This window comes from Mitsuaria sp. GD03876 (assembly GCF_029840635.1).
Classification (GTDB): Bacteria; Pseudomonadota; Gammaproteobacteria; order Burkholderiales; family Burkholderiaceae_C; genus Roseateles.
The window spans coordinates 1-17043 of sequence record NZ_JAOCCU010000013.1 but is presented as its reverse complement, the minus strand read 5'-3'; the positions used below and the strand labels follow the sequence as shown (position 1 = coordinate 17043).

Sequence of the window (17043 nt, the reverse complement as noted above, 5' to 3'; positions counted from 1 at the left end):
CGTCATGGCCGCCACGCCGCTCACATCTGCCGGAACAGGTGGGTATAGCTCTCCGCGACGATCAACGCGTCCTCGCTCTCCTTGAGCTTGACCTGCATGCGGCCGCGGAAGTCGCGCGAGACGCCGGCCACGGCCGCCGCGTTGACCAGCGTCGAGCGGTGGATCTGCCAGAACTGCTGCGGATCGAGCTCCTCGACCAGCTCCTTGAGCGGCTTGCGGATCAGCGCCTCGCCCTGGCGGGTGGCGACGCGGGTGTACTTGTTGTCGGACTGGAAGTAGAGGACCTCGTCGACGGTGATCAGCTTCAAGGTCTGCCCCACCGACGCGTTGATCCAGCGCAGGAACTGGCGCTGCGGCATCTGCCCCGCCTGCGCGCCGAGCTGGCTCAGCACCGCGCTCAGGTCGGCCGGCGGTCCGGCCAGGCGCTGCTTGACGCGCTGGATCGCGGTGAACAGCCGCGCCGGTTCCAGCGGCTTGAGCAGGTAGTCGACGGCGCCCTCGTCGAAGGCCGACACCGCGTACTGGTCGTAGGCGGTGACGAAGACCACGTGCGAGCGGCCCTGCACCTGCCGCGCCACGTCCAGTCCGGTCGCGCCCGGCATCTGGATGTCCAGGAACAGCACGTCGGGCCGGGTCTCGTGCAGCAGGCGCAGCGCCTGCACGCCGTCGGCGGCCTCGCCGACGATGCTCAGTTCCGGCCAGAGCTGCGCCAGCCGCTCGACCAGCTCGTGGCGCAGCGTGGCCTCGTCCTCGGCGACGACGGCGGTGGGATGAAGGCTCATGCGGGCAGCTCCAGCGTGAATTCGGTGTCCTCGGCGTTGCTGCGGCAGTGCAGCCGCGGCGGCGGCGCGCCGGGCGCGCGGTCCAGGCGGTCGAGCCGCTCGCCGAGCGCGCGCAGCGCGGTCTCCTCGCCGCACAGGCCGCCGCGGTCGAAGGACAGCCGCAGCCGCAGGCCGCCGCCGGCGGCTTCCTGCGCGCTCAGCCGGGCCTGCGTCGGCAGCCGCGCCGCGTCGCGCAGCATCAGCTGGGCCAGCGGCAGCAGCAGCATCGGCGGCATCGGCCGCGGCGCCAGCCACGCGGACCACTCGGTCGCCAGCGGCAGCGCGCCGCGCTGGCGCCCGGCGACGACGGCCAGGTAGCTGTCCAGCAGCGCCGCCTCCGATTCCAGCGTCACCCCGCGCTCGCGCAGCCGCGGCAGCGCCACGCGCAGGTGCCGGATCAGCCGCTCCATCTGCTCGGGCGCCGCGTGGTCGCCGCGCTCGTAGGCGCGCTCGATGTCGACCAGCGTGTCGAAGAGGAACTGCGGCTCGACCTGCGCCTGCAGCGCCGCCAGCCGGGCCGCGACCGCGTCGCGCTGCATCGCGCTCTGCTCGCGCAGCAGCGCCTCCAGCCGGGCGCGGGTGCGGCGGCGCCGCATCGCCATCTCGTACCAGGCGACCGACAGGCTGGCGGTGACGCACAACGACAGGCATTCGCCGATGAAGTTCAGCGACTGGATCGGCTTGTAGGGATGCTCGCCCTTGCGCGCGCGGGCCAGGTCGGCGATCGACGGCAGGTTCAGCATCGGCATCAACTGGTCGTACAGCAGCTTGGCCAGCACCGCGCCGACCAGCACCGCCGCGCCGAGGCGCACGACGCGCCAGCGGCTCTCGATCGCGCTGCGCGACGCCGGCAGCCAGGTGGTCAGGATCACCAGCGACACCAGCAGCGGCGTCAGCATCTGGTTGGCCAGCGCGGCGGGCCAGCGCACGTCGTCCATCACGTAGAAGATGGACGACACGTCCACCAGCCCGTAGAAGATCCCCATCAGCAGGAACCACGACAGCTCCTCCCGGCGCAGCGAGCGCCACGAGCGCCAGACGTGGGCGACGGTGTCGCGCCCGCTCATGGGAGGGCTCCGGCGATCGCCGGGGCCGCGCCCACGCCGCGCGAGGCGCCGGCCAGCGGCACCCGCACCCGCGCGACGACGCCGCGCGGCTCGGCCGCCTCCAGTTCCAGCCAGGCGTCGCGCCCGAACATCGCCATCAGCCGCGCCCGCGTGTTGGCCAGGCCGACGCCGCTGCCGCCGCTGGCGGCGAAGCCCTGGCCGGTGTCGCGCACCTCCAGCAGCAGGCCCGCGCCGTCGGGCTCGCGGCGGGCGCTGATGTCGATGCGGCCGCCCTCGGGCAGCGGCGACAGTCCGTGCTTGATCGCGTTCTCCACCAGCGTGGGCAGCACCATCGGCGGCAGCGGCGTCGCGAACAGCGCGGCGTCGGCCTCGATGTCGAAGCGCAGCCGCTCGCCCATGCGCATCTGCAGGATCGTCAGGTAGCTGCGCGCCAGTTCCAGCTCCTGGCCGAGCGTGGACATGCCCTGGCGCATGCTGGGCAGCGCGGCCCGCAGGTAGGCGATCAGGCTGGTCATCATGTCGCGGCCGCGCTCGGGCGCGGTCTCGTACAGGCGCTTGACGTTGGCCAGCGTGTTGAACAGGAAGTGCGGCTCGATCTGCGCGTTCAGCGCGGAGAACTGCGCCTCCAGCTGCTGGGCCTGCAGGTGGTCGTGCTGGCGCGCGAGCTCGGCCAGCCGGGCCTGGGCGCTGCGTTCCTCGCGCACGCCGTGCAGCAGCGCGGCGAAGAAGCCGCCCAGCACCAGCCACAGCGCCGTCGTCGACAGCAGCCAGTCCCAATTCAGCGGCTCCTCCGGCGCGCCGAAGTTGGCGACCTTGTAGCGCAGCAGCGCGCCCACCAGGGCGCCGACGGCCACGCCCAGCGCCCGCACGGCGACCGGCCAGCGCATCGCGGTGCGTGCCAGCAGCGCCTCGGCCAGCGCCAGCGCGGCCAGCACGCTGAGCGCCGTCAGCAGCGTCTGGCGGGTGAAGCGCAGCCACTCCAGCACCCAGGTGCCGACGCCGTCGTCCTGCGTCAGCCAGGTCAGCGAGCGCGCCCCGGCCATCGCCAGGCAGAAGTAGAAAGCCGCCGCGATCATCCGCAGGTTGAAGAACTGCAAGGCGGCGTCGCGCGCGGAGCGGCGCGGCTCGGCGGCGGGCGGGGACGGGGTCGCATCGGACATGGGCGGCATTCTGGCCGCCGCCCGGCGGCCCCGCCAGCGGGCTTGCGACGAAGCCGCCCAGGGCCGGACGAGTCCGGGAAGCCGGGGGCGGACACCGGCCGCGCCCCCGGGGAGGGCCGGCGGCGGATCGGGGCGGAGGCGGCATACTCGCCGCCCATGAAGATCCATATCGGAAACGGCGCGCGCCTGTTCGTGGACATCGAGGGCGCCGGCCTGGTGCCCGACGGCACGCGGATGCGGCAGAAGCCGACGCTGATCTGCATGCATGGCGGCCCCGGCTTCGACCATGCGGCGTTCAAGCCGGCGTTCAGCCAACTGGCCGACATCGCGCAGATCGTCTACTACGACCACCGCGGCCATGGCCGCAGCGATCCGCGGCCGTCGTCGGAATGGACGCTGGACACCTGGGCCGACGACATCGTGCGGCTGTGCGACGCGCTGGGCATCGACAAGCCGATCGTGCTGGGCCAGTCCTTCGGCGGCTTCGTCGCGCAGCGCTACATCGCGCGGCATCCGGGGCACGCGGCCAAGGTGATCCTGTCTAGCACCTCGCACCACATGGGCCTGGAGCGCAAGCTGGCGGCGTTCGAGCGCCGCGGCGGGCCCGAGGCCCGGGCGCTGGCCGACGCCTTCTGGCGCCATCCGTCGCGCGCGACCTTCGAGGCCTACTGGGCCGGCGTGCGCCACCTCTACAACACGCGGCCGGCGGCGGACGCCGAATCCGGCGCGCGCACGCTGGTGAACCTGGACATCCTGCTGCACTTCGTCGGCGGCGAGAAACAGGACCTCGGCCTGCTGCAAGGCCTGGCGCGGGCGCAGTGCCCGGTGCTGGTGATGGTCGGGGAAGACGACCCGGTGTGCCCGCTCGAGGACGCGCTGGACATCCACGACGCGCTGCCGGCGCCATGGCGTCAGCTGGCGCGTTTCCCCGGCGTGGGCCACGGCGCGTGGCGCGACGATCCGGAAGCGGCCTTCGCGGTGCTGAGGAAGTTCATCGCCGATTGATGACTGCCTCTCCCGCCTGCGGGAGAGGGCCGGGGCGAGAGCCAGCGGCCGGCGAAGTCGCGCTGACCGCTCGCGCCTGGGGCGTCAGGACGCCACCAGCGCCTTCAGGTCCCGCTCGACCAGCGTCGCGTCGCCGAGGTTGAGCTCGATGACGCGGCGCAGATGGGTGATGCTCTCGATGTCGATGCCCAGGCAGAGCAGCCCGGCGCGACCGCCTTCCACGTGCGCCAGCTGCGCGGCCATCGCGATGCGCCCTTCATGCGGCGCCAGCGGCAGATCCAGCAGGCACAGCGCGCCCGCCTCGACGGCGGACGACTCGGGCAACAGCAGCAGCGCGCCCTTGAGCGACAGGTCCAGCACCTGCACCGGCAGGCGTTGCTCGACCGTCACCAGCTGCGCCGGGCCGGCGAACGCGATGCGGGAGAAGTGGCGGCGTTCTTCGGAACTCATGGGCGGCGGGGCGTGGGGATCTGGGAATCAGAGCTCGGCGTAGATCGTGCTCTTCTCGATGGCCTGATGCAAACGCGACGGGGCCAGCGGCTCCAGGCCCATCGTCTCCAGCAGGTACCAGGACGCGCGCAGCAGCGCGGAGGTGGCCTGGCGCAGCTCGCTCGATTCGGGCGTCTCCTGGCGCGAGAGCATCGCCTGGAGCTGTCGCGACTGGTTGTGGCCGACGACCTCGGGCACCTGCGACGGCACGTGCTGCTGCGTCAGGCGGGCCAGCAGCTGCTGGACCTCGTGGCCATGTTCGGGGGACTGGATCAGCCGGGCGAGGTCGCCGAGCAGCCGTTCGCCGGCGGCGGCCAGCAGTTGCGCGGAATGGTCCGCGCCACCGGCCAGGTAAAGCGCCGACGCCATGTCCAGGTACTCCAGCGCGCGGGCCAGACGGGGCAGATCACTGCTCACTGCATGTCCTCCTTGATGCACTCTTGTCACGACTGCTGTTTGCATGCATCGCCGCTCCTTGTTATGGAATCGGTTCCCTCTCGACGGCGTGGAGCGGAGTGTATCGGGGCGTCGACGCGATGCGCACGCCGTTTGTCACGCCGCCGGGTAGCATCCATCGCGTTCGGAGAGCGGGCATCCCGATTGCCTGCCCGTCGGCAAGCGGCGCCGGGACGCGAGAGTCCGACGCCATCCAGACTTACCCGGAGAGACGCATGAATCGCCAAGAGATTTCGACCGAGGGCTCGAACGACCTGACCGAGGCGCCCGAGCGGGCGCGCCGCGACGCGCTGGGGCGCCTGGGGCGCTACGCCGCCGCGGGCCTGATCCTGCCGCCGGGACTGGCGGCGCTGCCGGCGCTGGCCGCCGAGAACGAGGACGACACCTACGACCAGGATTCCGTGGTGAAGGCGGCGACCGACTTCTTCGGCGAGACCACCGAGGGCCTGGCCAAGGTGATCGAGAAGGCCTTCAAGGAGCAGGGCCGCCCGAACGCCTACATCAAGGGCCAGGAGGCCGGCGGCGCGATCACGGTGGGCCTGCGCTACGGCGAGGGCGACCTGCTGATGAAGCATGGCGGCGCGGCCAAGGTGTACTGGGCGGGCCCGTCGGTGGGCTTCGACCTGGGCGCGAACGCGTCCAAGGTGTTCACGCTGGTCTACAAGCTGCCGAAGACGTCCGCGATCTACCGCCGCTTCCCGGGCGTGGACGGCAGCCTCTATTACATCGGCGGCGCGGGCATCAACTACCAGCGCGCCGACGGCATCACGCTGGCCCCGATCCGGCTGGGCGTGGGCCTGCGCGCCGGGGCGAGCGTCGGCTACATCCACTACCGGCCCGAGAAGACGATCAACCCGTTCTGACGGGAAAAGCCGGCGAGGCGGTCCGGGCGCGCGGCGCCCGGGGCGTTCAGCCGGTGCGCAGCGGGGCGCCTTCGCGCTGGCTGCGCGCCAGCGCCTGTTCGGCCCGGCCGAGCAGGCCGCTGCCGGTGTCGCCCGCGCCGCGCCAGGCCGTCAGGCCCATGCTGAGCGGGCCGGCGGTCGGCTGCTGCTGCATCCACACGGCGCGGAAGCGCTCGCAGACCTTGCGGCCGGTGGGCAGGTCCACGTCGTGCAGCAGCATCAGCATCGCCTCGCCCTGGCCGAGCGCGAGCACGTCCTGCGCGCGGCACTGCTGGCGCAGCATGTGCGGCAGCGCGCCGGCGGGCGCGCGGTTGGCGGCCAGCGCGACGAGGCACCAGGTCATGTCCGGCGCCTGCTGCTGCTGGCGCTCGACCAGCCGCGCCAGCAACTGGTCGCGCGAGGCCAGCGGCGAGGACGCGCCGGCCTGGACGGCCAGCGCATGGAAGCGCTTGAAGTGGGCGAGGGCGATGTTGAAGTCGCCATGGGCTTCGGCCAGCGCGCTGAAGGCTTCCTGCATCGGGGCGTGGTCGTCGCCGTGGGTCTTGCGCAGCTCGTCCAGGCGCGAGCGGGCCGCGTCGAGCTGGCCGTCGAGGATCAGACGGCGGGCGTCGGCGCAGCCTTGTTCCAGATCGCCCAGGGTGCCGGGGCTGGATCGCAAGACCTTGTCGGGAGTCATGACCGAAAAGAATAGCGTCCGACATACGGACAGCCCATGGGGGCTAACCAGCGGAAACAACGACAAACACGCATCAAACCGTGTCCGCGCCGCAAGTGCGCGCTTACCGGAGGACACGCCGGTGAAGGTTTGGTGACGCGTCGGCGGCGGGGGCATGACCGATTCGCGGGACCTTCGGGGACGCGCGCGGCGGGCCGGGACTAGGATGGTCCGCGTCGTTCGATGGAGACCCCGCATGAGCCAGCAGACCGTCCCTCAGAACTCGTCGTCCCTGCCGCTGCAGGCGACGGCCGAGAGCCTCCCGCCGCAGGACATCAGCGCCGAGGTGCTGCTGGAGAAATACGCGAAGGACGGCGAGCGCTCCCTGGAGGAGGTGCGGGCGCGGGTGGCGCGGGCGCTGGCGGCGGCGGAGTCGCCCGAGCAGCGCGCGCATTGGGAGGCGCGTTTCCTGGAGGCGCAACGGCGCGGCTTCGTGCCGGCGGGGCGGATCGCGTCGGCGGCGGGGACGTCGTTGTCGGCGACCTTGATCAACTGCTTCGTGCAGCCGGTGGGTGACGCCATCGCGGAAGAGGAGGACGGCCATCCCGGCATCTACACCGCGCTGACCGAGGCGGCGGAGACGATGCGGCGCGGCGGCGGGGTCGGGTACGACTTCTCGCGGATCCGGCCCAAGGGGGCGCATGTGAAGTCGACGCAGTCGAGCGCGTCGGGGCCGGTGAGCTACATGCGGGTGTTCGACCGCAGCTGCGAGACGGTGGAATCGGCGGGATCGCGGCGTGGGGCGCAGATGGGTGTGCTGCGCTGCGATCACCCGGACATCGAGGAGTTCATCCACGCGAAGGACCAGGGGGACCTGCGCAACTTCAACATCTCGGTGGGCGTGACGGACGCGTTCATGGAGGCGGTGGAGGCGGACGCGGACATCGAGCTGGTGCACAAGGCCGCGCCGGGCGCGAAGCAGCGGGCGGCGGGGGCGACGCAGCGTTCGGATGGCTTGTGGGTGTACCGGCGAATGCGCGCGCGCAAGTTGTGGGACCAGGTCATGCGCTCGACCTACGACCACGCGGAGCCGGGGGTGCTGTTCCTGGACCGGATCAATGCGGACAACAACCTGCATTACTGCGAGTCGATCAGCGCCACGAATCCGTGTGCTGAACAGCCGCTGCCTTCTTATGGGTGCTGCTGCCTTGGATCGGTCAATCTGACGCCATTCGTAAGGGATGCATTCAGCGCCAGAGCCAGCTTGGATGAGCAGGGGCTCATCGAAGTCTGCAAGGTCGCCACCCGCATGCTGGACAACGTCCTGGACGTGACGCCGTGGCCGCTGCCGCAGCAGGCGCGCGAGGCCGCCAACAAGCGGCGCGTGGGCCTGGGCTTCACCGGCCTGGGCGACGCCTTGGTGATGATCGGCCTGCGCTACGACGGCGAGCCCGCGCGCGCGATGGCGCGCCGCATCAGCGAGCTCATGCGCGATGCCGCCTACGAGGCGTCCGCCGACCTGGCGCTCGAGCGCGGCGCCTTCCCGCTGTTCAACGCCGACCTCTACCTGTCCGGCGGCAACTTCGCGTCGCGCCTGCCGCCGTGGCTGAAGGACAAGATCCGCGCGCAGGGGCTGCGCAACTCGCACCTGCTGTCGATCGCGCCGACCGGCACGATCTCGCTGGCCTTCGCCGACAACGCCAGCAACGGCATCGAGCCCGCGTTCTCGTGGAGCTACACCCGCAAGAAGCGGATGCCCGACAACAGCTTCAAGGAATACGCCGTCGAGGATCACGCCTGGCGGCTCTACCGCCACCTGTACGGGCCCGACGCGCCGTTGACCGACGCCTTCGTCACCGCGCTGGAGCTGCAGGCCGCGGACCATGAGGCGATGGTCGCGGCGGTCGCGCCCTGCATCGACACGTCGATCTCGAAGACGGTGAACGTGCCGGCGGACTATCCCTATGCCGATTTCCAGGACCTCTACCGCTGGGCCTGGCAGAGCGGGCTGAAGGGCCTGGCGACCTACCGTCCCAACAGCGTGCTGGGCGCGGTGCTGAGCGTGGAGCCGATCGCCCAGCCCGAGCCGCTGAAGGCCGACACCGGGCCGAACCAGCGGCTGCGCGTGGAGCGCCTGCCCAAGCCGGTGCTCGCCTCGCTGCGCTGGCCGAGCCGGCCGGAGCTGCCCGGCGGCAATCCGGCGTGGTCGACGATGATCCGCCACCCGCATGGAGACTTCGCGCTCTTCGTCGGCGAGCTGCCGGCGGAGGGGCCCGATGCGGGGCTGTTCGGCCGCACGCTGCCGTTCGAGGTCTGGGTCAACGGCGCGGAGCAGCCGCGCGGTCTGGGCGCGATGGCCAAGACGCTGTCGATGGACCTGCGCGCGAACGACGCGGCCTGGCTGCGGCTGAAGCTGGACGCGCTGGCGACGGTGGCCGAGGAGCGCGCCTTCGAGATGCCGATGCCGCCGCAAGGCGAGCCGCGCTTGTTCCCGGGCGTGGTGGCGGCGACGGCGGCGGTGATCCGCTGGCGCTGCGAGCAACTGGGCGCGCTGCAGGAAGGCGGTCCGACGCCGGTGCTGGACGCGATGTTCTCGCGCGAGGAGCCGAGGACCGGGACGGCCGGCACGCTGGCCTGGGCGGTGGACGTCGACAACCCGGCGACCGGCGAGCTGTTCACGCTGACGCTGAAGGAGGTGAGCCTGCCGACGCCGGACGGCGGCAGCGTCACGCGGCCGTGCGCGATGGGGTTCTCGGGGAACTATCCGAAGGCGCTGGACGGGCTGTCGAGACTGCTGTCGCTGGACATGCGGGTGCTCGATCCGGGATGGATCGGGATGAAGCTGCGCAAGCTGCTCAACGTGGGCGAGCCACTGGGGCACTTCATGGCACCGGTGCCGACCTTGTCCGGGGAACGCCGGCAGCAGGTGTGGCCGTCGACGGTCGCGTACGTCGCGCGGCTGGTGATCCACCGCTACGCGATGCTGGGGGTGCTGGACGAGAACGGCTATCCGCTGGTGGACATGGGGCTGATGCAGCAGGCGCCGGCGAGGACGGCGAGCGCCGCGCGGCCGGCGTCGGAGACCGGCGGCGTGCGGGCGATGGCGGGGAAGAAGTGCCCGGAGTGCGGGAACGCGACGCTCATCCACCGCGATGGGTGCGAGTTCTGCACGGCGTGCGGGTTCGTGGGGCAGTGCGGGTAAAGGGGGAGCCGCATGGCATCGAAGAGCTTGAAGGTCGGCGCGATCGCCGTGTTGCTGGGCGTCGCCGCGTACTGGTACTGGTCGCCGTTCCTGGCGATCCACCAGCTTCGCGCGGCGGCGAAGGCGGGGGACGCCGATGCGTTCAATGACCACGTCGACTATCCGCGGCTGCGGGAGAGCCTCAAGGGTCAGTTCTCCGCGGCCATCGGGGACCGGATGGCGGACCGGGCGCCGAAGAGCGACGCGGGCAGGGCCGGCGCGGTCCTGGGCTCGATGTTCGCGGTGGCGATGACGGACCGCATGGTGGATGCGCTGGTGCGGCCCGAGGCGGTCATGCGGATCATGCAGGAGGGCAAGTTGATGCCCAAGCGAGGGTCGCGCCGAGCGCCGGACGGCGAAGATCAGGATGGCGAGGAGCCTCGTGGTGGTTCCGATGCCAACCGCGCGGACGGCCGTGATCCCATCTGGTCGACCGAACGCAAGAGCGTCGACAAGCTCGTCCTGTATGCGAGAGGCGCCAACCAGCCCGAGGACCGCCGGACCGGCCTGGTCCTCGAGCGCCGGGGGTTCGCGTCGTGGCAGCTTACCGAGATCCGGTTGCCGTCGTTGTGATCGCGGGTGCGATAGGGGCTTCCAAGAATTCCTTTGCACCGCCTGCTGGTCCGTGGGCTGTGCGGATAGACGGCTCTCCCACGCGCCGATCCCGAATTCCTGCCGGGTAGTCGACAGCTTTCGGGAATGGCCGCGCGACAGGTCGAGCGAGACACTTTTCGCCCGACCACTTCCTGGAGGTGCCATGTCCAAGCGCCCCGTGTTCACCCTTCCGGTCCACGCCGATCCGTGTCCTCAACTGATCATCGAACGCGGACCGACAGGCGTGGGCGTTGGATCCTGGGTGCCGCAGTTCAAGCACACCTACCTCGCCAAGTACATCGACGGCACGCGCAAGGCCCAGGTGAAGTTCCCCAGGCGCGTGCTCATCGACCCCTTCTGCGGCCCCGGCCGAATCCAGGTGCATGGCGAAGCGTTCACGCGGGACGGCGGCACGATGGTGGCTTGGCGCCAGTCGGTCCAGTCGCGCTGTCCATTCACCGACATCCTGATCGGCGACCTGGATGACGATCGAAGCCGCGCCTGCGAAGCCCGATTGCGCGCGGTCCAGGCCCCGGTGACACGCTTCGATGGACCGGCCACAGAGACCGCCATCCGCATGGCCGCGGCCGTCCCGCGAGGCGCGCTGTGCCTGGCCTACATCGATCCCCACAACCTGGAGTTCCTGTCCTTCTCCATCATCGAGCGACTGGCGCTCCTGCCGCATGTGGACTTCGCCGTTCACTTCAGCCTGATGGACCTCAGTCGCAATGTCGACATGGAGCTCGATCCGGAGCGGGATCGCTTCAATGGGGCGAACCCAGGATGGCGCGACCGATGTCCGAAGAACGCGTCGAAGGCCAGCCTCGCCGCCTGGTTCTTCAATGATTGGCGGGATCGCATCGCCAGGCTCGGCTTCAGCGTGAGCGAAGAGATGCCGCTTGTGCCGAATGAACAAGGCCGGCCCTTGTACCGGTTGGTGTTCTTCAGTCGCCACGCACTGCCGGAGCGCATCTGGGGCGACATCGCTCGAAGCCCCAATCTCGCTTTCGACTTCTAGAACGACACGGTCACCTTGAACAATCAGGCGTCCAGGCAGCACAAGGCCAGGCGCCGGACAATCCCGACGCCTGAACGAGGGGAGCGCAGAAAGCATGACCACCACCAGCCGCATCGAGTGGACCGAACAGACCTGGAACCCGATCGTGGGGTGCACCAAGATCTCGCCGGGCTGCAAGCATTGCTATGCCGAGGCGATGGCGCGTCGGCTTCAGGCGATGGGCACCCCCGGCTACGAGAACGGCTTCGCGCTGACGCTGCTGCCGGAGCGGCTTGGCGACCCGATCAAGCGCAAACGCCCCACGGTCTACTTCGTGAACTCCATGTCGGACCTTTTCCATGAGGACGTGCTCGACGAGTACATCGATCGTGTCTTCGCCACGATCCGCGCGACACCCCATCACACCTATCAAATCCTGACGAAGCGGGCGGAACGCCTGGCCGGTTATTTCAAGGGGCGGCCCGTGCCTCGCAATGCATGGATCGGCGTTTCGGTCGAGGACCGGAAGTACGGCGTCCCTCGGATCGACCACCTGCGCGAAGTCCCCGCTTCGATCCGCTTCCTGTCGGTGGAGCCGCTGCTCGAGGACGTCGGCGCGCTCGACCTGACCGACATCCATTGGGTGATCGTCGGCGGAGAGTCCGGGCCGAAGGCCCGTCCCATGCAGAAGGCCTGGGCCTTGGCCGTTCAGCATCAATGCGAAGCGCAGGGCGTCGCGTTCTTCTTCAAGCAGTGGGGCGGCTGGGGCGCCGATGGCAAGCGGCGCGCCAAGAGCGCCAATGGACGTCTGCTGGACGGGCGCACCTGGGACGAGATGCCGGCGGAAGTGGTTGGGCGGCTCGCATCGCCTTGAGGAAGGGGGAAAGCGGGGCCTGGCATCGCCGATTAGGTCGATTCCAGCATCAATCAATCCCACTTCACCCGGCTAGTGGACTTGCGCCGCGGCTCGTAGATTTCGGTCCATCGATCCACGATCCCGATATCCACAAGGAGCCCCTCATGTCCACCTTCTCCCAATCCCTCGCCACCGCCACCCCCGCGCAGGCCGGCGGCCTGCCCAGCGCCATCGAGCTCGCCGGCCGCGTGATGCTGTCGCTGATGTTTCTGCTGTCGGGCGTCGGCAAGATCACCGGCTACGCCGCCACCGCCGGCTACATGGCCGCGATGGGCGTCCCGGGCTTCCTGCTCCCCGTCGTCATCGCCACCGAGGTCCTCGGCGCCCTGGCCATCATCCTGGGCTGGCGCACCCGCGTCGTCGCCTTCCTGCTCGCCGGCTTCACGCTGCTGACGGCCCTGCTGTTCCACAACAACTTCGCCGACCAGACGCAGATGATCATGTTCCTGAAGAACGTGTCCATCGCCGGCGCCTTCCTGATGCTGATGATCAACGGCGCCGGCCGCTTCAGCCTCGACGCCCGCCGCGCCCGCTGAGCGTCGGGATCGGACCGGCCGCCTCCCGGCGCCGGTTCGATCGTCCTTTGAGCCCGCGTCAGCGGGCTTCGCCCATCCGGCGGCGCAGGCGCCAGCCCAGCACCGCGATCCCCGCCAGCAGCATCGCGTAGGTCGACGGCTCCGGCACCGCGCTCAGCACGGTGAAGCCGTTGCTGAAGCTGAAGCTCACCGCCTGCCCGTTGATCTTCGTGGCCGCGACCAGGTTCAGGAAGCTCGCGTCATGCGACAGGTCGCCGGCGAAGCGCAGCGCGTAGCCCGCGCCCAGCTGCGTCACCGACAGCACGCTGCCCGCGACCACGCTGCCCAGGCCGCCGAAGCTCAGTCCGGCGCCGTCCAGCTCGAACGCGCCGCTGCCCAGCAGCGCCAGGCTCGCGAAGCTCTGGTTCCCGCCGACGACCTTCAGCGTCCCGCCATTCACAGCCAGCGCGCCGGCCGCCCCCAGGCGCTGGTCGCCGCGCAGCTCCAGCACGCCGCCGTCCAGCGCCACCGCGCCGATGTCCTGGCTCTGGCCGCTCAGCACCACGCGGCCGCTCTCGACCTGCACCTGGTTGAAGCGGCTGAACCCGCCGGCGTAGCTGAACTGGTTGCCATTGCCGACCTCGAAACGCAGCGTCGCCGATCCCGCGCCGCTGGCGCCGCGCACGTTGCCCAGCACTTCGGCCTGGCCGCCGCTGATCACCAGCGAGCTCCGGCCCGCGCCGAGGTCGATCGCCACGCCGCTGGCGCTGCCGTCGATCCGGCCCGCGTTCACCACCGTCGTGTCGTAGTCCGAGGCCGACAGGATCGCCGGCGCCGTGCCGCCGCCGACGATCGTGCCGCCGGCCTGGTTGTCGATCCGGACCAGCTTGCCGCTGCCGCCCAGCCCGCCGATGTAGATCGCCGAATCGCTCTGGCCGCGGATCACGCCGCCGGCCAGGTTGGTCACCGTCGTGTCGGTGTACAGCGCCTCGCGCTTGCCGGCGTTCACGCCGCTGGTGATGTCGTTGCCGACCAGCGAGATCCCGCGGCCCACCGCGTTCGTGTTGCCCGCGGCCACCAGGCCCTCGATCAGGCCGCTGTTGCGGATCGTGCCGCCGCCGGCCGAGATGCCTTCGCTGAACGCCAGCCCGCTGCCCAGCGCCGAGAACGCGTTGATCGAGCGGATCGTGCCGCTGTTGGTGAGGTTGACCGGGCCGTCGATGTCCACCCCGTCGCCGTCGCCGGTCACGCCGTTGCCGGTGATCAGGCCGGCGTTGCGCACGGTGATCACCTGCAGCGCGTTGAAGCCGTCGAAGTTCAGCCCCGAGCCGTTCATGCCGCGGATCGTCGCGCCCGCCGCGTTGTCGATCGTGCCGGTCCAGGCGATCGCCGTCTCCGGGCCACCGGTCACGCCATGGCGGCCGCCTTCGAGCAGGCCGCCCGACAGGTTGTTGAACGTGATGCCGCTGTTGGCCTGGAAGTCGATGCCGTCGCTGCTCGAGCCGGTCGTCGTCACCGCGCGGATCGTGCCGGCGTTGTTGACCACGCCGTTCACGCCGGGCCGGACCGCGTCGGCCTCGGTGGCCAGCATCGTCGCGCCGGCCATGTTGTTGACGATGTTGACGCCCGAGGCGATCGCGTTGAAGTCCACCACCTGGTTGCCGCCCGCCGACGCATTCGTCGACGTCATCACGCCCCAGTTGTTCAGCGTGACGCTGGCCGGCGACTTGTTCATCTGGATCACGTCGGCGTCCTGCGCGCGCAGCGACGCGGTCGCGTTGGTGGCGCTGCCGTTGTTGATCACCAGGTTCTGCACGCCGGTGTTGTCGCGGATCACGCGGCCGGTGCCGGTCTGCGTGATGCTGCCCAGGTTGTTCAGCGTCGCGTTGTTGCCGCTGATGGTCACCGCCACCGTCGAGCCGCCCACCGCCAGCGTGCCGGTCGCGCACAGCGCGCCGGTCTGCCCGCTGCCGCTGCCCAGCGTCTGCGCCGCGGTGAACGCGCCGCAGAGGTCGAACGACGCGGCGGCGGCCGGGCCGGCCTGCAGCAGCAGCGCCGCGAGCGCCACGGCGCTCAGGCGCAGCGCCGGCGCGCGAAGGAGGGAGGCGGAACGGCGGGGCAGCGGGTGGACCATGGCGCGGCGTGTCGAGTGTGAAAAATTCCCGGGATGCTAGAAGCCCGGCGCGATCCGCGGCACCCCCGGGGAGGGTGCCGATTTCTGCGTCGCCGACATCGTCGTGACATCGCGTTGTCATCGAACGGTGGGCGCGCCGAATCCGGCTTTTGACCCCCGTGCCGCCGCTACGGTCGCCGCCCGTGTCCGCGCCCTGAATCCCGGCCCGTGAACCTCGTCACGGGGCCCTCCCCCCGGAATGCGGGGGGAGGTCGCCGCAGGCCGGTGACTGCTTCACGAAAGAAAAAATCAGCAAATTCCGCAGCGGGGTTTCAAAAGTAGCATTTCGACCGTTCCCCAGCCCCGTGCACCGCGCATCGCGTGCCGGCCTCCTCCTTCCTGCGCCTGAACGCGCCTCCCCAGGAACTGGACATGAACGGTCTCTCGATCAAGAAGCAGTTGACGCTCGCCTTCGCCGCGCTGGTGGCGATGGTGGCGATGGTCAGCGTCGTCGCCCTGCACAGCCTGCGTGCCGCGGACGACCGGTTCTCCGGCTACATCGACGGCATCAGCGCCCGCGAGACGACAGCGGTCGACCTGCGCATCGCGGCCAACCGCCGCGCGATCGGCGTGCGGGACATGGTCGTCATGAAGCAGCCGGTCGATGTCGACGCGGCCAAGGCGATGGCGCTGGAAGCCCATGCGACGCTGGGCAAGCGCCTGGTCGAGTTGAAGACGGCGGTCGCCGCCGCCGGCGACGTCACGCCGCGCGAGCGCGAACTGCTGGGCCGCATCGCCGACATCGAGGCCAAGTACAGCCCGGTGGCCGTGGCCATCGTCGAGATGGCCGCCGCCGGCAAGCGCGACGAGGCCATGGACGCGGTGGCGCGCGACTGCCGGCCCTTGCTGGCGGCGCTGCTGACCGCCTCGCGCGAGTACGTCGAGTACACCCGCGCGCAAGGCACCGCGCTGGCCGAGGCCTCGAACGCCGCCTACGCCTCGCAGCGCGCCTGGATGATCGCGCTGGGCCTGGGCGCCGCGGTGCTGGCCGCCGCGCTGGGCGCGTGGATCGTGCGTCGCCTGATGAAGGCGCTGGGCACCGAGCCGGCCGCGCTGGCCGAGGCCGCCCACCGCATCGCCGAGGGCGACCTGCGGCCGGTCGACGGCGCGGCGCAGGCGCCCGCCGACAGCGTGCTGGCGTCGATGGGCCAGATGCAGGGCCAGTTGCTGGCGCTGATCGGCCAGGTCCGCGGCTCCGCCGACCAGATCGCGATGGCCAGCGCCCAGATCGCGCAGGGCAACCTGGACCTGTCCTCGCGCACCGAGGAACAGGCGTCGGCGATCGAGGAGACCGCCGCCTCGATGGAGCAGCTCAGCGCCACCGTGCGCCAGAACGCCGAGAACGCGCAGCAGGCCAACCAGCTCGCGCGCAGCGCCAGCGACGTGGCGGTGCGCGGCGGCGAAGTCGTCGGCCAGGTCGTCGACACCATGCGCGGCATCAATGACAGCAGCCGCCGCATCGCCGACATCATCGGCGTCATCGACGGCATCGCCTTCCAGACCAACATCCTGGCCTTGAACGCCGCGGTGGAAGCCGCACGCGCCGGCGAGCAGGGCCGCGGGTTCGCGGTCGTGGCCTCGGAGGTCCGCAGCCTGGCCAGCCGCTCGGCCGGCGCCGCCAAGGAGATCAAGCAGCTGATCGGCGAGAGCGTGTCGCGCGTCGAGCAGGGCAGCCAGCTGGTCGACCAGGCCGGCGCGACGATGACCGAGGTCGTCGGCGCGATCCGGCGCGTGTCGGACATCGTCGGCGAGATCAGCGCCGCCAGCACCGAGCAGAGCGCCGGCGTCGCCCAGGTCGGCGAGGCGATCACGCAGATGGACCGCGCCACGCAGCAGAACGCCGCGCTGGTCGAGGAAAGCGCGGCCGCCGCCGACAGCCTCAAGCAGCAGGCGGCGGGCATGGTCGGCGCGGTCGCGGTCTTCCGCACCGGCACCGAGACCGCCGGCGCAGCGCCGCGGGCCGCGTTCGTCCCGCCGGCGACGCGCGGGCCCGCCAACGCGACGTCCTCTGGCGCCTCGACCTCGACCGCGCTGTCGAGCGGGACCCGGACT

Annotated in this window: 15 protein-coding genes; 8 read left to right on the top strand and 7 right to left on the bottom strand. The window is 70.8% G+C overall.

Translation table 11 applies throughout. The features are described from left to right. Nucleotides 1–20: 20 nt before the first annotated feature. Genes N5D62_RS10210 through N5D62_RS10200 form a run of 3 tightly spaced genes read right to left on the bottom strand, consistent with a single transcriptional unit; the run spans nt 21 to nt 3048 of the window. Nucleotides 21–782 (bottom strand): LytTR family DNA-binding domain-containing protein, encoded by a 762-nt coding sequence (locus N5D62_RS10210; RefSeq protein ID WP_279757600.1) that lies wholly within the window; start codon nt 780–782, stop codon nt 21–23. Beyond that, nucleotides 779–1888, bottom strand: coding sequence for a histidine kinase (locus N5D62_RS10205; RefSeq protein ID WP_279757599.1), 1110 nt, complete (start codon nt 1886–1888; stop codon nt 779–781). Before N5D62_RS10205 ends, N5D62_RS10210 begins: the two co-directional genes overlap by 4 nt. Further along, the gene (locus N5D62_RS10200; RefSeq protein WP_279757598.1) at nt 1885–3048 is read right to left on the bottom strand and encodes a histidine kinase; all 1164 of its coding nucleotides are present in this window, start codon (nt 3046–3048) and stop codon (nt 1885–1887) included. The genes N5D62_RS10205 and N5D62_RS10200 overlap by 4 nt, the downstream gene beginning before the upstream one ends. A 156-nt stretch (nt 3049–3204) precedes the next feature. Between N5D62_RS10200 and N5D62_RS10195 the strand changes: the two genes are divergently transcribed. Continuing rightward, the gene (locus tag N5D62_RS10195) at nt 3205–4053 is read left to right on the top strand and encodes an alpha/beta hydrolase (protein ID WP_279757597.1); all 849 of its coding nucleotides are present in this window, start codon (nt 3205–3207) and stop codon (nt 4051–4053) included. Nucleotides 4054–4137: 84 nt separating this feature from the next. Here N5D62_RS10195 and N5D62_RS10190 read toward each other — a convergent pair whose 3' ends face one another. Then, nucleotides 4138–4503, bottom strand: a complete 366-nt coding sequence (locus N5D62_RS10190) for a PilZ domain-containing protein (protein ID WP_279757596.1) — start codon at nt 4501–4503, stop codon at nt 4138–4140. Nucleotides 4504–4530: 27 nt separating this feature from the next. After that, nucleotides 4531–4959, bottom strand: a complete 429-nt coding sequence (locus tag N5D62_RS10185; protein ID WP_279757595.1) for a hypothetical protein — start codon at nt 4957–4959, stop codon at nt 4531–4533. 254 nt (nt 4960–5213) lie between these two features. On the opposite strand from N5D62_RS10185, the gene N5D62_RS10180 reads away from it, so the two are divergent. After that, nucleotides 5214–5861, top strand: a complete 648-nt coding sequence (locus N5D62_RS10180; RefSeq protein ID WP_279757594.1) for a DUF1134 domain-containing protein — start codon at nt 5214–5216, stop codon at nt 5859–5861. A gap of 46 nt (nt 5862–5907) precedes the next feature. Here the strand turns inward: N5D62_RS10180 and N5D62_RS10175 are convergent, their stop codons facing one another. Beyond that, the gene (locus N5D62_RS10175; protein ID WP_279757593.1) at nt 5908–6558 is read right to left on the bottom strand and encodes a hypothetical protein; all 651 of its coding nucleotides are present in this window, start codon (nt 6556–6558) and stop codon (nt 5908–5910) included. A gap of 253 nt (nt 6559–6811) precedes the next feature. Here N5D62_RS10175 and N5D62_RS10170 point away from each other — a divergent pair, with 253 nt between their 5' ends. The 5 genes from N5D62_RS10170 (at nt 6812) to N5D62_RS10150 (ending at nt 12839) form a co-directional block, all read left to right on the top strand. After that, nucleotides 6812–9757, top strand: a complete 2946-nt coding sequence (locus tag N5D62_RS10170) for an adenosylcobalamin-dependent ribonucleoside-diphosphate reductase (protein WP_279757592.1) — start codon at nt 6812–6814, stop codon at nt 9755–9757. Nucleotides 9758–9769: 12 nt separating this feature from the next. Next, on the top strand, nt 9770–10369 hold the full coding sequence (locus tag N5D62_RS10165; protein ID WP_279757591.1) for a DUF2939 domain-containing protein: 600 nt from the start codon (nt 9770–9772) through the stop codon (nt 10367–10369). A 184-nt stretch (nt 10370–10553) separates the two neighbouring features. Beyond that, nucleotides 10554–11408, top strand: coding sequence for a three-Cys-motif partner protein TcmP (gene tcmP, locus N5D62_RS10160; protein WP_279757590.1), 855 nt, complete (start codon nt 10554–10556; stop codon nt 11406–11408). Between the two features lie 94 nt (nt 11409–11502). Continuing rightward, complete coding sequence (locus tag N5D62_RS10155) at nt 11503–12261, top strand: phage Gp37/Gp68 family protein (protein WP_279757589.1); 759 nt, start codon at nt 11503–11505, stop codon at nt 12259–12261. Between the two features lie 146 nt (nt 12262–12407). Further along, a complete protein-coding gene (locus tag N5D62_RS10150) occupies nt 12408–12839 on the top strand; it encodes a DoxX family protein (RefSeq protein ID WP_279757588.1) in 432 nt (143 codons plus the stop codon). 58 nt (nt 12840–12897) lie between these two features. Here the strand turns inward: N5D62_RS10150 and N5D62_RS10145 are convergent, their stop codons facing one another. Further along, nucleotides 12898–14952 carry a PEP-CTERM sorting domain-containing protein gene (locus tag N5D62_RS10145; protein ID WP_279757587.1) on the bottom strand — a complete coding sequence of 685 codons (2055 nt, stop codon included), beginning with the start codon at nt 14950–14952 and terminating at the stop codon, nt 12898–12900. A 360-nt stretch (nt 14953–15312) separates the two neighbouring features. Here N5D62_RS10145 and N5D62_RS10140 point away from each other — a divergent pair. Next, nucleotides 15313–17043, top strand: a 1731-nt coding sequence (locus N5D62_RS10140; RefSeq protein WP_279757586.1) for a methyl-accepting chemotaxis protein, incomplete at its 3' end; no start/stop codon positions are given.

Coding starts and splice junctions, on each gene's coding strand:
- N5D62_RS10200 (WP_279757598.1), bottom strand. CDS start 3,048: ATGTCCGATGCGACCCCGTCCCCGCCCGCCGCCGAGCCGCGCCGCTCC.
- tcmP (WP_279757590.1), top strand. CDS start 10,554: ATGTCCAAGCGCCCCGTGTTCACCCTTCCGGTCCACGCCGATCCGTGT.
- N5D62_RS10195 (WP_279757597.1), top strand. CDS start 3,205: ATGAAGATCCATATCGGAAACGGCGCGCGCCTGTTCGTGGACATCGAG.
- N5D62_RS10150 (WP_279757588.1), top strand. CDS start 12,408: ATGTCCACCTTCTCCCAATCCCTCGCCACCGCCACCCCCGCGCAGGCC.
- N5D62_RS10205 (WP_279757599.1), bottom strand. CDS start 1,888: ATGAGCGGGCGCGACACCGTCGCCCACGTCTGGCGCTCGTGGCGCTCG.
- N5D62_RS10170 (WP_279757592.1), top strand. CDS start 6,812: ATGAGCCAGCAGACCGTCCCTCAGAACTCGTCGTCCCTGCCGCTGCAG.
- N5D62_RS10145 (WP_279757587.1), bottom strand. CDS start 14,952: ATGGTCCACCCGCTGCCCCGCCGTTCCGCCTCCCTCCTTCGCGCGCCG.
- N5D62_RS10210 (WP_279757600.1), bottom strand. CDS start 782: ATGAGCCTTCATCCCACCGCCGTCGTCGCCGAGGACGAGGCCACGCTG.
- N5D62_RS10155 (WP_279757589.1), top strand. CDS start 11,503: ATGACCACCACCAGCCGCATCGAGTGGACCGAACAGACCTGGAACCCG.
- N5D62_RS10180 (WP_279757594.1), top strand. CDS start 5,214: ATGAATCGCCAAGAGATTTCGACCGAGGGCTCGAACGACCTGACCGAG.
- N5D62_RS10165 (WP_279757591.1), top strand. CDS start 9,770: ATGGCATCGAAGAGCTTGAAGGTCGGCGCGATCGCCGTGTTGCTGGGC.
- N5D62_RS10190 (WP_279757596.1), bottom strand. CDS start 4,503: ATGAGTTCCGAAGAACGCCGCCACTTCTCCCGCATCGCGTTCGCCGGC.